Below are 13,299 nucleotides of genomic sequence, written 5' to 3'. Positions count from 1 at the left end.
AAAGCTCAGTAAATTCAGCAAAGTTCAGGGTTTTGGGGGTTAGAGGCATGCTCTTTCCCAAAAGACAAAGGGAATAGGAATCCAAGTTTCACTGCCGTTGAGAATGGGTCGGTTGCGCCGCTTGTATCTGGGTGCCACTTGAAATAGTAGGTATAGCATCTTTTTCGAGAGTTTGAAATAAAATACCGACTTTTGGGCCACTATTTTGTTTTGTCGACCAAGTTTAAGTTTGCCGATCAACATCAGGGTTTTGGCCGGAGCGCAGCCGTTCAATTTCTTCTCTTGCCCGCTGGATAGCGCCGCAGTTGTCTACTGCTGCCCAGGTGGAGGCCAGAAACAGTCCGGGTAGGGAAACCTCTCCCTCGTCGTCACTAAACAACACGCCAAGGAAGAAACACCAGCCCAGAAAAACCATCAAAGCTTTCCACCGCCGCGTGTAGAGGTAGGCTCCGAAGGCAAGCAGAATAGACAGAAGGATCACCATCCCCTCGGACTTTTGAGAAAGGGCATAGGTGCGCCGCACCTCTTCATCTCTGCGCTTTTGATCTTCTTGCTGGAGCAACTCTTGCAGATGCTTGTCCATAAGGCCGCCTCAAAATCGGACGGCCTTATCTTAAAAATCCTGGGAAGACCCTTGTTCAAAACAACTTTTCGGGATCCCACGGCAGAAGAAGAGAGGCGAGACTGGTCATCGCCCCTTCCTTCTGTAGAATGGGAAAGCCTCTCTCTAGTTGCAGGCTACAAGGCCCGGACGGACTCTGCCATGACCTCAGCTTCTTTTGCTTTTTCCCCTCGTGTTTTGGATCCCCTTGACCCGCAGGTGCGTCCGGATCCCCAGGGGCGGTTTGGGCCGTTTGGGGGTCGGTTTGTGCCGGAAACCCTGATGAGCGCCCTAACGGAGCTGGAGGAAGCCTTTGAGCATCACTGGCGGGATCCCGACTTTCGCGCCGAGTTTCACAACCTGTTGCGGGATTTTGTTGGGCGGCCCAGCCCCCTTTACTTTGCCCAGCGGCTTACTGAACACTACGGCGGCCCCCAGATCTACCTGAAGCGGGAGGATCTCAACCACACCGGCGCCCACAAGATCAACAACGCCCTTGGCCAAGTGCTGCTGGCGGTGCGCATGGGCAAGCGAAGGATCATTGCCGAGACTGGCGCTGGCCAGCATGGGGTGGCCACGGCAACGGTGTGTGCTCGTTTTGGGTTGGAATGCGTCATCTACATGGGGGCAGTGGACATGGAGCGGCAGGCCCCCAATGTGCAGCGGATGCGCCTGCTGGGCGCTGAGGTAAGGGGGGTCGAATCAGGCACAGCCACCCTCAAAGACGCCCTCTCCGAGGCCATCCGCGACTGGGTAACCAACGTGGAGACCACCCACTACGTCATCGGCACGGTGGCCGGACCCCACCCCTACCCGAAGCTGGTGCGGACCTTTCACGATGTCATCGGCCAGGAGACGCGGCAGCAGTGCCAAGAGAAATGGGGAGGACTGCCGGACGTGCTGCTGGCCTGTGTGGGCGGCGGCTCCAATGCCCTGGGGTTGTTCAACGAGTTTGTTCAGGATCCCCAAGTGCGGCTTATCGGCATCGAGGCTGCCGGGGAGGGCTTGCACACCTCCCGCCACGCTGCTACTCTTAGCCGCGGTCGCATTGGGGTCTTGCACGGGGCCATGAGCTACCTGCTGCAAGATGAAGAAGGCCAGGTGCAGGAGGCCCATTCCATCAGCGCTGGCTTGGATTACCCCGGTGTGGGGCCGGAGCACAGCTACTTCAAGGAGATTGGGCGGGCTGAGTACTACGCAGTTACCGACGACGAGGCGGTAGAGGCGCTGCTGCTGCTGTCGCGCCTGGAGGGGATCATCCCGGCTTTGGAGACGGCCCATGCCCTGGCCTACCTGAAGACTTTGGCCCCCCAGCTTGGCCCCCAGCAGCGGGTGGTGGTCAACTGCTCCGGGCGGGGCGACAAGGATCTGAACACCGTTTTCAAGTACTTGCAGAAGCGGGGGCATAGCCTAGCCTAGAGTTGGGTTGGCAAGATCCTCAGCTCGTGTCCACCTTTGCCATTCGATCGCTCAGCCTGCTGGCCTTGTTTCTGGGGGCAGGGCTAGGGCTGCTGGCCGGATCCCGGCCAGAGGTTTCTGGGCGCGTTGGCGGGATCCCGTCCCCGGCCACGAGTTCCCCGGCAGGCGCCTTGCCCCGCAACGGCGGGACGGAGGGGATCCCTGCTCCCGTCCAGCCGCAACCCTTGCCCAAGACGCTGCCGGCCCTGGCGCGGCAGGCCATCGCCCACTACTTCGCCACTGGCCAGGTGCTGCCTGCTCCAGAAGAGATCCCGCCCCACTGGCGGCGCCCGGCGGGAGTTTTTGTTACGGTGACCAGGGAGGGACGGCCCCGCGGCTGTTGGGGCAGCTTGGATCCCGGCGGCGAGGATCTGGCCAGGGCCACCATCCGGGCGGCGGTGGGGGCTGTTACTCGCGACTGGCGCTATCGGCCCCTGCAACCCGGCGAGCTGGAGTCGGCTTCTATTCAGGTGGCCATCGTGCGACGGGTGGTGCCCATCCCCTCTCTGGAGCAGGTGGATCCCACCCGCATGGGCCTGTTCATTCGCGCGGGGACACGGGGGGCGGTGTTGCTGCCCGGAGAGGCTCTGACGACGGCCTGGCAGCTCTCCACCGCCAAGCAATTGGCCGGGATCCCTGCCGATCAGCCGGTGGAGCTGTTTCGCGTGGAGGCGGAGCTGTTGCATGAGTTCTGAGGCAGAGCGGTGGCTGGCCGCCGTGGTGGGCAACACCCACGTGCGCTGGGGCTGGTTTGCTGGCGAGAGCTTGGTGAAGGTGGAGCAGTTTCCCGCCCACCAACCCCTATCCTGGCCAGAAGAGACGGAGCTGTGGCTAGCTGCCGTTGGCTCTGCCCCTTTGCCGCCCCGATCCCCCTGGGTGCATTGCCTTGAGCTCTCCCAGGTGCCGCTGCGGGATCCCTATCCCGGGCTGGGGCTGGATCGGGCACTGGCTCTGTGGGCCGCCGGGATCCGCTACGGCTGGCCCTGCTTGGTCATCGACGCCGGCACCGCCTTGACCCTGACGGGAGCTGACGCCGAGGGATCCCTGGTGGGAGGAGCGATCCTGCCCGGCCTGGGGTTGCAGGCGCAGGCGCTGGCCGACCACACCGCCCGGCTGCCCAAAGTGGAGTGGGATCCCGGCGCTCCCATACCCCCCCGCTGGGCCAGGAACACTGGGGCCGCCATCCGCAGCGGCATTCTTCATACCCTGCTGGCCGGCTTGCGGGATTTTCTGGCCGACTGGCGCCGCCGCTTTCCCCAAGGCCCGCTGCTAGTAACCGGCGGCGATGGCGAGCTACTCTACCCCCACCTGCGGCCCCTTGACGCAGAGCTGCGCTGGGATCCCCACCTGGTGTTGCGGGGGATTGCCGGCTGCCGTCAGTTGCACCGCGTCGTCCGCAAGCCTTCTGGTGCAGAATAGAAGACAGTCTCTCCCAGCCGCCTGCGAGCGGGCAGCTTCTTGCTCAGGGATCCCATGGCCAACGGCAACTCCTTCGGCGTCTTGTTTTGCGTCACCACCTACGGCGAGTCCCACGGGGGGGCGGTGGGGGTGGTGGTGGACGGCTGCCCGCCGCGGCTGCCCTTGAGCGAGGCCGACATCCAGGCGGAGCTGGATCGGCGCCGTCCCGGCCAGAGCCACATCACCACGCCGCGCCAGGAGGCGGATCGCTGCCAGATCCTCTCCGGGGTTTTCCAAGGCTTTACCCTCGGCACCCCCATCCACATCCTGGTGCGCAACCAGGACGCCCGCCCCCAGGATTACAGCGAGATGGCCACCACCTTCCGCCCTTCCCATGCCGATGCCACCTACCAGGCCAAGTACGGCATCCGCAACTGGCAGGGGGGAGGGCGGGCCTCGGCGCGGGAGACCATTGGCCGGGTGGCCGCCGGGGCCATCGCCAAGAAGATCCTGCGCCTGGCAGCAGGGGTAGAGATCCTGGCCTATGTGCAGCGGGTCCAAGACGTAGAGGCCCAGGTGGATCCCAGCTCCGTGACGGCGGAGCAGGTGGAAGCCAACATCGTCCGCTGCCCCGATCCAGCCGCGGCGGCGGCGATGATTGAAAAAATTGAAGCAGCGGCGCGGGAAGGAGATTCTCTCGGGGGAGTGGTGGAATGTGTGGCCCGCAATGTGCCCCGCGGGCTGGGCTGCCCGGTGTTCGACAAATTGGAGGCCGACCTGGCCAAGGCGGTGATGTCGCTGCCGGCCAGCAAGGGGTTTGAGATCGGTTCGGGGTTTGCCGGCACCTACCTGACGGGCAAGCAGCACAACGACGAGTTCTACATGACCCCCAGCGGCTGGCGCACCCGCAGCAACCGCTCCGGCGGCATCCAGGGGGGCATCAGCAACGGGGAAGACATCGTCCTGCGGGTGGCCTTCAAGCCCACCGCCACCATTGGCCAGCCCCAAAGCACCGTCACCCTCGACGGGCAGGAGACGGTTTTGGCGGCGCGGGGGCGCCACGATCCCTGCGTGCTGCCGCGGGCGGTGCCGATGGTGGAGGCGATGGTGGCTTTGGTGCTCTGTGACCATCTGCTGCGCCACCACGCCCAGTGCCGATCCCTGGCCTTGCCAGAGGTGCCCATTCCCGCCGTTCCCCTGCCCCACAGCTAGCGGCAGCCGGTCGGAGTCCTTGTATCCTAAGAAAGAGGCGGGATCCCTGTTCATGGCCAAGGCCAAAACCGTCTGGGAGTGCAGCCAGTGCGGCGAGCGCTACCCCAAGTTTTTGGGCCGCTGCGACAACTGTGGCGCCTGGAACACGCTGACGGAGGTGGTCGTCGCCCCCTCTTCTAAGTCTGGGCCACCGCAGCGGCTCGTTCCCCAGCGCAGCCGCGGCAACGGGATGCCCCTGTCGGCCCTTCCCCTCTCCCAAGTCTCCTCGGAGAGCCACCCCCGCCTCTCCTCTGGCTCCGGCGAGTTCGACCGGGTGTTGGGAGGTGGCATCGTGCCGGGATCCCTGGTGTTGATCGGCGGCGATCCAGGCATTGGCAAGAGCACCCTGCTGCTGCAGACTGCTGCGCATCTCGCCAAGCGGGGGCCCATCTTGTACGTGTCGGGGGAGGAATCGGCCCAGCAGATCAAGCTGCGCGCCGCTCGCATTAGCGGGACGGAGTCCTTGCGGCTGGGGATAGAAAGCGAGCAGCTCTACCTATTGGCGGAAACCGACCTGGAGGCCATTGTGGCCGAGATCCAGGCCCTACAGCCCCAGGTGGCGATCATCGACAGCATCCAGGCCATCTTCTGGGGGCAGCTCAGCTCGGCGCCGGGATCCGTTTCCCAGGTGCGGGAATGCGCCGGCCTCTTGATGCGAGTGGCCAAAAAACTGGGGGTGGCCCTGCTCATCGTTGGCCATGTTACCAAAGATGGATCCCTGGCCGGGCCCAAGGTGCTGGAGCACCTGGTGGACACCGTCTTGTACTTTGAGGGGGATCGCTTTCAGAGCCACCGCCTGCTGCGCGCCGTCAAAAACCGCTTTGGGGCGGCCCAGGAAATCGGCGTTTTCGAGATGACCGCCTCTGGCTTGGTGGAGGTGGACAATCCCTCGCAGCTTTTTTTGAGCAGCCGGGATCAGGCCACGCCGGGAACGGCCACCATCGTCGCCTGTGAGGGCACCCGCCCCTTGGTGGTGGACGTGCAGGCCCTGGTCAGCCCCACCAGCTACAGCTCCCCCCGCCGCACCGCCACCGGCATCGAGCTCAACCGCTTTTTGCAGATCTTGGCGGTGCTGGAAAAACGGGTGGGGATCCCGCTTTCCAAATACGACGCCTACATTGCCTCCGCCGGCGGCATCCAGGTGGCCGAGCCAGCTGCCGACTTGGGGGTGGCGGTGGCCGTGGCCGCCAGCTTCCGAGATCGCCAGGTGGATCCCTTTACGGTCTTGATCGGCGAGGTGGGCCTGGGGGGACAGGTGCGCCCGGTGGCGCAGTTGGAGCAGCGCCTCAAGGAAGCCGCCAAGCTGGGGTTCCGCCACGCCATCATCCCCAACAGCCTCGTTTTGGCCGACTCTGGCCTGCGCTTGAGCCGGGTGCAGCGGGTGTTGGAAGCTCTGCTGGTGGCTCTGCCCAGCTCCGAGCCTGGCCAGTGAGAAGGGATCCCCAACTTGCCCAGTTGGGCGGTCGAGCTCCGCCAAGAACCAAGCTACGGGAAAATGTCATAGAATAAAGGTTTGTGCGACAACAGCAACCGGATCCCGGCCCGGATGGGCACACTATCCTACAGACCCTGGCGCAAGAGACTGACCTAAGGATCGACCTATGGCGTTGGTAGCCCTGTTTCTTTTCGTGGTGTACCTGATCGTCTCCAGCTTGAACGCCCAGGCGGAGCGCTAGCTGCTTTCCAAAAGGGATCCGGCCAAAGCTGAGGAGGTCGGGCAGGATTTTTTGTCTCTTGCCCCGCTCCAGGAGGCAGGCCCTCGGCCCAGGGTTGGGCTTCTATCTCTGGTGTGGATTGGAGAAGCTCTCTGGTCGCCTTTTTCCCCAAAACCTTTGCTACCCTCGAGATGGTTCGATATCGGCTCGATTGACCAACAACCGAGCAGTCGCTAGCAGCGGCCCTGCAAAGGATCCCGGCATCATGGTTTCTGCACCTTCTAGCCCCCTCAAGCCCTCGACGCCGGCAGCGGAGTTTCCACCGCCGCCCCCACCCGATATCAGTGACCTGGTGATCGAGGACGACCAGCCTGTGGACAGCATCTACTCGGAGAAGCTGCAGCGCCTGCTCACGAGCGCCCTCTACGCCTCCTTTCAGCCCAGAGCCAAAGACAGCGGCGAGCCGATCCCCTTCCTGGCCACGGCCAACGTCGGCCTGTTCTACGCCCTCAAGCAGCCGCCGCTCGTGCCCGATGTCATGCTCAGCCTGGAGGTAGCTCCCCCCGCCAGCTTCGAGCGCAAGGAAGATCGCACCTACTTTGTCTGGGAGATGGGCAAGCCTCCCGACGTGGTCATTGAGATTGTCTCCAACCGCGAGGGAGAAGAGCTGGGCCGCAAACTCAGGGACTACGCCCGCGCCGGCGTGGGCTACTACGGGGTTTACGATCCTTTGCGGCAACTGCGGGAGCTGCAGGGATCCCCACTGGTTCTTTTTCAGCGGCGGGGGGGAGAGTTGGTTCCCTTCGATTCCACCTGGCTGGAGGAGATTGGCCTGGGCTTGACCCTCTGGCAGGGATCCTTCGAGGGCGTCAACACGGAATGGCTGCGCTGGTGTGACCGAGAGGGCCAAGTTTTACCCACCGGCGACGAAAAGGCCGCCCTAGAGCAGCAGCGGGCCGAGAGAGAACGCCAACGGGCTGAAAGAGAACGCCAACGGGCCGAAAGACTTTTGGAGCTGCTGCGTTCCCACGGGATCGCGCCGCCGGAAGCGTAAAAAAGGATCCCGTCCGTCCCTGAAATCCTCTATCCCTTTTACCCCTATGTCCACTCTCCCCAGCAGCAGCGAAGCTGCCCAACGGGCCGCCCGCCTGGAAAAGGCCCGCCACCTGCAGGAGCAAGGGATCCTGCCCTACGCCTATTCTTTCCCGGTTACCCACTTGGCTGCCGAGTTGCAGGCGCAATTTGCCGATCTCGAGCCCGGCGCCGAGCGGGAGGATGTGCAGGTGGCGGTGGCCGGGCGGATCCGGGCGCGGCGGGTCATGGGCAAACTGGCCTTCTTTACCCTGCAGGATCGCTCTGGCACCATCCAGCTCTACCTGGAAAAGCAACGGCTGACGCAGCACATGGGGGAGCTGGCCTTCAAGAACCTGGACAAGCTGCTTGACGTGGGCGATTGGCTGGGGGCCAAGGGCTGTCTCAAGCGCACCGAGAAAGGGGAGCTGTCGGTGCGGGTGGACGAGTACCAGGTGCTGACCAAGGCCCTGCTGCCCCTGCCCGATAAGTGGCACGGCCTACGGGATGTGGAGAAACGCTACCGCCAGCGCTACGTTGACCTCATCGTCAACCCCGAGGTCAAGCAAACCTTGCTCGACCGGGCCAAGATCGTCCGCTCCCTGCGGCAGACCCTGGAGGAGCGGGGCTTTGTGGAGATCGAGACGCCGGTGCTGCAGGTGATCCCCGGCGGGGCGGAGGCGCGTCCCTTCATCACCCACCACAACGCCCTGGATCTAGATCTCTACTTGCGCATTGCCACCGAGCTGCACCTGAAGCGGCTGGTGGTGGGCGGGATCGAGCGGGTGTACGAAATTGGGCGAGTCTTTCGCAACGAGGGCATCTCCACCCGCCACAACCCGGAGTTTACCTCGCTGGAGGCCTACCAAGCCTTTGCCGACTACCACACGATGATGGAGCTGACCGAAGCCCTGGTCTGCAACGCCGCCCTGGCAGTGCGGGGATCCCTGCAAATTACTTACCAAGGGGAGACCATTGACCTCACCCCACCCTGGCGGCGGGTAACGATCCAGGAGTTGGTGGAGGAGGCCACCGGCATCTTCATCGACGTGGAAAAGGGATCCACCGCCGAGCTCTTGCCCGCCCTGGCCCAGCAGGGGATCCCCGATCTCTCCCCCCACGACTCCCCTGGCAAGCTGTTGGTCAAAGCCTTCGAGCACTGCTGCGAGAGCCGCCTGCGCCAGCCGACCTTTGTTCTCGACTATCCCCTGGAGGTGTGTCCGCTCACCAAGCCCCACCGCAGCAAGCCGGGGTTGGCGGAGCGCTTCGAGCTGTTTATCGTCGGGCGGGAGACGGCCAACGCCTACTCGGAGCTGACCGACCCGGTGGATCAGCGGCAGCGGCTGGAGGCCCAGGCGGCCCTGAAGGCAGCCGGAGACGAAGAGGCCCACTTTTTGGACGAAGACTTCCTCACTGCCCTGGAGTACGGCCTTCCCCCCACCGGTGGCCTGGGCATCGGCATCGACCGTCTGGCGATGCTGCTGTGCGACGCTGCCAGCATCCGCGATGTCATCGCCTTCCCCCTGCTGCGACCGGAGACGGGAGAAAGCCCCTGAATAGGGGCCTAGGCCACAAGGGCATGGTTTAGGGGAGTTACATCATCCCCGCACCGCCGGAGCGGCTCGCTCCTGTTTTCGTCTTGGGTTCGGGCTTTTCCACCACAATGGCTTCGGTGGTGAGGTACATGGCGGCGATGGAAGCGGCATTCTGCAGCGCCGAGCGTACGACCTTGGCCGGATCCACGATCCCCTGAGCAAACATGTCCACATAGGTGCCCGTCAGGGCATCAAAGCCAAAGGGCATCTCCTTCTCCAGAACCTTTTCCACCACCACCGACCCCTCCAGGCCAGCGTTGTGGGCAATCTGATAGAGCGGCGCCTGCAAAGCCCGGCAGACAATGTCCGCCCCCACCTGCTCTTCTGCGTTCAAGTTGGCCTTGAAGGCCGGGATCCCTTTGGAAAGATGCAGCAACGTTGCCCCGCCACCGGGGACGATCCCTTCCTCCACTGCCGCCCGCGTGGCGTTGAGGGCATCTTCAATGCGCAGCTTGCGGTCTTTAAGCTCCGTTTCAGTGGCAGCTCCCACCTTGATCACCGCCACCCCACCGGCCAGCTTGGCGATCCGCTCCTGCAGCTTCTCGCGGTCGTACTCGGAATCGGTGGTCTCCAGTTGCTTGCGGATCTGGGCCACCCGTTTCTCCACCGCCGCCTTGGTGCTGCCGTCGGTCACAATGGTGGTCTTGTCTTTGGTAACGGTAATCTTGCGGGCCACCCCCATCATGTCCAGGGTGACGTTCTCCAGCTTGATGCCGATATCCTCGGAGATGAGCTGCCCACCGGTGAGGATGGCAATGTCCTCCAACATGGCCTTGCGCCGATCCCCAAAAGCCGGCGCCTTCACCGCCACCGCGTTCAACACCCCCCGCAGCTTGTTGACCACCAAAGTGGCCAGGGCTTCTCCCTCCACATCCTCGGCAATCACCAGCAGCGGCCGTCCCTCTCGCGCTACCCGCTCCAGAACAGGCACCAGATCCTGAAGATTGGAGAGCTTATTACTGGTGATGAGCAGATAGGCATTTTCGTATTCGGCCACCATCCGCTCCGTATCGGTGACGAAATAGGGGGAAATGTAGCCGCGGTCGAACTGCATCCCTTCGACAACTTCCAATTGGGTTTCCAAGGACTTGGACTCTTCGACCGTAATCACCCCATCTCGCCCCACGGCATCCATGGCCCTGGCGATCATCTCCCCCACTTCCGGGTCGTTGCCGGCAGAGATGGTAGCTACCTCGGCGATGTTCTTGCGGCCTTCCACAGGCTTAGCTTGAGCGGCAATTTGCTCCACCAGGTAGGCAGTGGTCTTCTCGATGCCGCGCCGCAAAGCTACAGGGTTGGCTCCTGCCGAAATATTCTTCAACCCCTCCTGCACCATGCTCTGGGCCAAAATGGTGGCTGTGGTGGTGCCGTCTCCGGCCACGTCGTTGGTCTTGGTGGCCACTTCCCGCATCAGCTGGGCACCGGTGTTCTCCAAAGGATCCGCCAATTCAATTTCCTTGGCAATGGTGACCCCGTCGTTGACGATCTGGGGGGCGCCGAACTTTTTCTCCAGAAGGACGTTGCGCCCTTTCGGGCCAATGGTAACCTTAACTGCATCCGCCAGTTGATTGATGCCCTGCTCCAATGCCTTGCGGGCCTCTTCCCTAAACAGAATCTGTTTTGCCATAGAATCCCCGATCCTCTTAGTTTCAACTGGGCCGCTTAGCGCTGCCAGGCGGAGTGGGATCCCAGAAGGGCCCCGGCGATCCATTGGCTTGGCCGAGCCCAAAGTTAGCACTCTGAAATCCCGAGTGCTAATCTAGCCCAAAAGCAGGATCCCCATCAAGATGGGTTGGGTTTGGAGTCGCGGCCTCGGCGGGGAGGGGAGAGCTAGGCGTTGCCGCCGATGAGGATGTCGGGGAACTGGGCTTGGGCTTCGCTGATGGGGCGCTCGCGTCCGCCGTTTTGCCAGTAGTTGATCAGTTCAGTGGCTTGGTTGAGTAGAGTGATGCGATCTTCCTCGCTGATCCAAGTTTTGCTCTCCAGCTCGGCTTTGAGCTGTTCCCAGGCGTCATCCCGCGGCCAGAAAAAGTAGCGGGTGAGGGGGCTGCGGTTTTTGGCCACCACCTGATCCACGGCGATGGCCAAATCGTTTTCCAGCCAGAGGGCTTTCAGGGCAAATTTCGGCAAGGCTCTTTTCTCCTTTGCAGGACTCGACAGATCACACACTGGCCCGGCCTGAGCCGGGCAACCTTCTATTCTGACATAAGTCTTGCTACCTCAGTGGATAGGCCAGCTCAGCCCTGTTTAGGTCTTGGGGCAAAAGCGCTTAGATCGCACAGGGCTGTTTCCCCTTTCAGCACCAAATCCCTCAGGATGGCGGCGCTAATCGGGGCCAGCAACACTCCATTGCGGTAGTGGCCGGTGGCAACCAAAAGATTGACATAGCCGGGAGCCGGCCCCAGAATGGGGGCGCGCTGCCCCAGCGGTCGGGGTCGATGGCCGGCCCAGTGCTCCAGCAGGGTGGCTTCGGCTAGGGCCGGGCAGATGCCGATGGCGTGGGCCAGCAGATCCTGTAAGGCCAGCAGCGTCGGCTGGGGATGGGGGGCCTGAAACTCCACGGTTGCCCCCACCCACAGGGATCCATCCCCCAGGGGGACCAGATGCAGATCCTCGTCGCTGACCACCGGCCCCAGGGGGATCCCCGCCGCTTTGACCCGCAGAGCCTGGCCTTTGACCGCCTGCAGAGGGATCCGCAAGCCCAGCTCCTCGGCCAGAGGGGAGCTGTCCAGGCCGGCAGCGAGAACGACATGGCCTGCCGAGAAGGCGAAGGCTGGCGTATAAACTGCCTGTAGGCGAAAGGGAGGATCCGGGCTGCGCTGCATCTTCTGAACCGGCTGATGGAAGAAGAAGCGGCAGCCTCTGCGTTGGGCTGCTTCCACAAGCGCCTGCGTAAGGAGGCGGGGTTGGATCTGCCGATCTTGGGGAGAGTAGAGGGCTCCCCCCAGGTCGCTGCGCAAACCTGGCTGCAGGGATCCCACTTCGCCAGGGCTGAGAAACTCCAGGCGGTAACCTGCTTGCCGGCGAGCCGCCAGGGTTGCTTGCCAAGCGTCCACTTCCTCCTCCCGGAGGAGCTTGAGGATGCCGTGCCGATTGACGGGCAAAGTCCGACCCAAGTCGGCTTCCAGCCGCGCAATCAGGGGATCGAACTGCTCCAGGCTTTTCAGGCGCAACTGCACCACCTCCCCATCTGGCTGGCGGCTGCAGATCCCCATCAACACCCCCAACGAGGCCCCGGTGGCGCCTGAGGCCGGATCCCTGGCGTCGATCCCAACCACCGATAGCCCTGCTGTGGCCAATTCGTAGGCGATGGCACAGCCCACCACCCCACAGCCGATCACCAAAACGTCGCAGTTCAAGGTTCCTCCTCAAAGAGAGCCCTTTTGCCGTGATACCCCATTCTGCGGGCGGGATCCCTTCTGGAGAGCGGCCAGCTTTGCCGCCCTTGTCCTCTGCGGCAAAAAGTAGGGGAAACGGCGAAGATGTCGACATCCCCGACTGCCTTTGCCCATGGATACTGAACTGCTGCTGCCCGATGTCGCTGATCTGGTCACTGAGGACGATACCCCGGCGGATAACTTTGCCTCTGAAAAGCAACAGCGCCTCCTGACTGGCTCGCTCTACAGCTCTCTGCCCCACAAAACCTTCCTGGCAGCAGCCAATGTCGGGATCTACACAACCCCCAGTCGCCCCCCGATTGTGTCGGATGTTTTTCTCAGCCTGGATGTCACGGTGCCGGAACAATGGTGGGAGAAGCAGAACCGGTGCTATCTGCTCTGGCAATTTGACAAGCCGCCGGATGTGGTGATCGAGATTGTCTCCAACCGCGAAGGCGACGAGCTAGGTGGCAAGTTCAGCCGCTACGAGCAGATGCGGGTCAGCTACTACGTGGTTTTTGATCCCAACCACGAGCTGGGATCCGAGGAGCTGCGCCTTTTTGAGCTGCGGGGCCGCCACTATGCGGAAATGACCGAGACCTGGCTGGAACAGGTGGAGCTGGGCCTGAGGCTGTGGGACGGAGTTTTCGAGGGGAAACAAGCCCGCTGGCTGCGCTGGTGCGATGCCAAAGGGCAGTTGCTTTTGACGGGAGATGAGCGGGCCGAGCTGGAACGCCAACGAGCCGAACAGGAACGCCAGCGGGCCGAGCGTCTGGCAGCAAGGTTGCGGGCTTTGGGCGAGGATCCGGATCTGGAGAGGTGACGTACTCCCGCACTTATGCTGACGCATAGAGTGCAGGCTTCCCAGTGACTCCTGCCCAATGGCAGGACAT

At 62.9% G+C, this 13,299-nt stretch carries 12 protein-coding genes; 8 read left to right on the top strand and 4 right to left on the bottom strand.

The genetic code is table 11. From position 1 onward, the window contains the following. Positions 1-223 precede the first annotated feature (223 nt). Positions 224-583, bottom strand: a complete 360-nt coding sequence (locus NW848_RS06330; protein WP_414375464.1) for a hypothetical protein — start codon at positions 581-583, stop codon at positions 224-226. A 180-nt stretch (positions 584-763) separates the two neighbouring features. On the opposite strand from NW848_RS06330, the gene trpB reads away from it, so the two are divergent. The 7 genes from trpB (at position 764) to lysS (ending at position 8,990) form a co-directional block, all read left to right on the top strand. Next, the gene (trpB, locus tag NW848_RS06325; protein ID WP_414508394.1) at positions 764-2,020 is read left to right on the top strand and encodes a tryptophan synthase subunit beta; all 1,257 of its coding nucleotides are present in this window, start codon (positions 764-766) and stop codon (positions 2,018-2,020) included. A 26-nt stretch (positions 2,021-2,046) separates the two neighbouring features. Continuing rightward, on the top strand, positions 2,047-2,754 hold the full coding sequence (locus NW848_RS06320) for an AMMECR1 domain-containing protein (protein ID WP_228375405.1): 708 nt from the start codon (positions 2,047-2,049) through the stop codon (positions 2,752-2,754). Next, positions 2,744-3,478 carry a pantothenate kinase gene (locus NW848_RS06315; RefSeq protein WP_414402768.1) on the top strand — a complete coding sequence of 245 codons (735 nt, stop codon included), beginning with the start codon at positions 2,744-2,746 and terminating at the stop codon, positions 3,476-3,478. Before NW848_RS06320 ends, NW848_RS06315 begins: the two co-directional genes overlap by 11 nt. Before the next feature lie 54 nt (positions 3,479-3,532). Continuing rightward, positions 3,533-4,669 carry a chorismate synthase gene (aroC, locus tag NW848_RS06310; RefSeq protein ID WP_414508395.1) on the top strand — a complete coding sequence of 379 codons (1,137 nt, stop codon included), beginning with the start codon at positions 3,533-3,535 and terminating at the stop codon, positions 4,667-4,669. Positions 4,670-4,721: 52 nt separating this feature from the next. Next, positions 4,722-6,140 carry a DNA repair protein RadA gene (gene radA / locus NW848_RS06305; protein ID WP_414402767.1) on the top strand — a complete coding sequence of 473 codons (1,419 nt, stop codon included), beginning with the start codon at positions 4,722-4,724 and terminating at the stop codon, positions 6,138-6,140. Positions 6,141-6,628: 488 nt separating this feature from the next. Then, positions 6,629-7,417 (top strand): Uma2 family endonuclease, encoded by a 789-nt coding sequence (locus NW848_RS06300; protein ID WP_240527750.1) that lies wholly within the window; start codon positions 6,629-6,631, stop codon positions 7,415-7,417. 46 nt (positions 7,418-7,463) lie between these two features. Further along, complete coding sequence (lysS, locus tag NW848_RS06295; protein WP_011429242.1) at positions 7,464-8,990, top strand: lysine--tRNA ligase; 1,527 nt, start codon at positions 7,464-7,466, stop codon at positions 8,988-8,990. Between the two features lie 37 nt (positions 8,991-9,027). Here lysS and groL read toward each other — a convergent pair whose 3' ends face one another. The 3 genes from groL to NW848_RS06280 form a co-directional block, all read right to left on the bottom strand. Beyond that, positions 9,028-10,656, bottom strand: a complete 1,629-nt coding sequence (groL, locus tag NW848_RS06290; RefSeq protein WP_011429241.1) for a chaperonin GroEL — start codon at positions 10,654-10,656, stop codon at positions 9,028-9,030. Between the two features lie 203 nt (positions 10,657-10,859). After that, on the bottom strand, positions 10,860-11,198 hold the full coding sequence (locus NW848_RS06285; RefSeq protein WP_346426047.1) for a 30S ribosomal protein PSRP-3: 339 nt from the start codon (positions 11,196-11,198) through the stop codon (positions 10,860-10,862). Positions 11,199-11,266: 68 nt separating this feature from the next. Beyond that, the gene (locus NW848_RS06280; protein WP_071813491.1) at positions 11,267-12,388 is read right to left on the bottom strand and encodes an NAD(P)/FAD-dependent oxidoreductase; all 1,122 of its coding nucleotides are present in this window, start codon (positions 12,386-12,388) and stop codon (positions 11,267-11,269) included. 151 nt (positions 12,389-12,539) lie between these two features. Between NW848_RS06280 and NW848_RS06275 the strand changes: the two genes are divergently transcribed. Continuing rightward, entirely contained in the window at positions 12,540-13,229 is a 690-nt protein-coding gene (locus NW848_RS06275; RefSeq protein ID WP_011429238.1) for a Uma2 family endonuclease, read from the top strand. The last annotated feature ends 70 nt before the right edge of the window (positions 13,230-13,299 follow it).

Source organism: Synechococcus sp. RC10A2, assembly GCF_047502605.1.
The sequence above is the reverse complement of the archived record's forward strand: the minus strand, read 5'-3'. Positions and strand labels throughout refer to the sequence as shown.

Excerpts from the sequence above, each read along its gene's own strand:
- NW848_RS06330 (WP_414375464.1), bottom strand. The coding sequence starts at position 583 with ATGGACAAGCATCTGCAAGAGTTGCTCCAGCAAGAAGATCAAAAGCGC.
- trpB (WP_414508394.1), top strand. The coding sequence starts at position 764 with ATGACCTCAGCTTCTTTTGCTTTTTCCCCTCGTGTTTTGGATCCCCTT.
- NW848_RS06315 (WP_414402768.1), top strand. The coding sequence starts at position 2,744 with ATGAGTTCTGAGGCAGAGCGGTGGCTGGCCGCCGTGGTGGGCAACACC.
- aroC (WP_414508395.1), top strand. The coding sequence starts at position 3,533 with ATGGCCAACGGCAACTCCTTCGGCGTCTTGTTTTGCGTCACCACCTAC.
- radA (WP_414402767.1), top strand. The coding sequence starts at position 4,722 with ATGGCCAAGGCCAAAACCGTCTGGGAGTGCAGCCAGTGCGGCGAGCGC.
- NW848_RS06300 (WP_240527750.1), top strand. The coding sequence starts at position 6,629 with ATGGTTTCTGCACCTTCTAGCCCCCTCAAGCCCTCGACGCCGGCAGCG.
- lysS (WP_011429242.1), top strand. The coding sequence starts at position 7,464 with ATGTCCACTCTCCCCAGCAGCAGCGAAGCTGCCCAACGGGCCGCCCGC.
- groL (WP_011429241.1), bottom strand. The coding sequence starts at position 10,656 with ATGGCAAAACAGATTCTGTTTAGGGAAGAGGCCCGCAAGGCATTGGAG.
- NW848_RS06275 (WP_011429238.1), top strand. The coding sequence starts at position 12,540 with ATGGATACTGAACTGCTGCTGCCCGATGTCGCTGATCTGGTCACTGAG.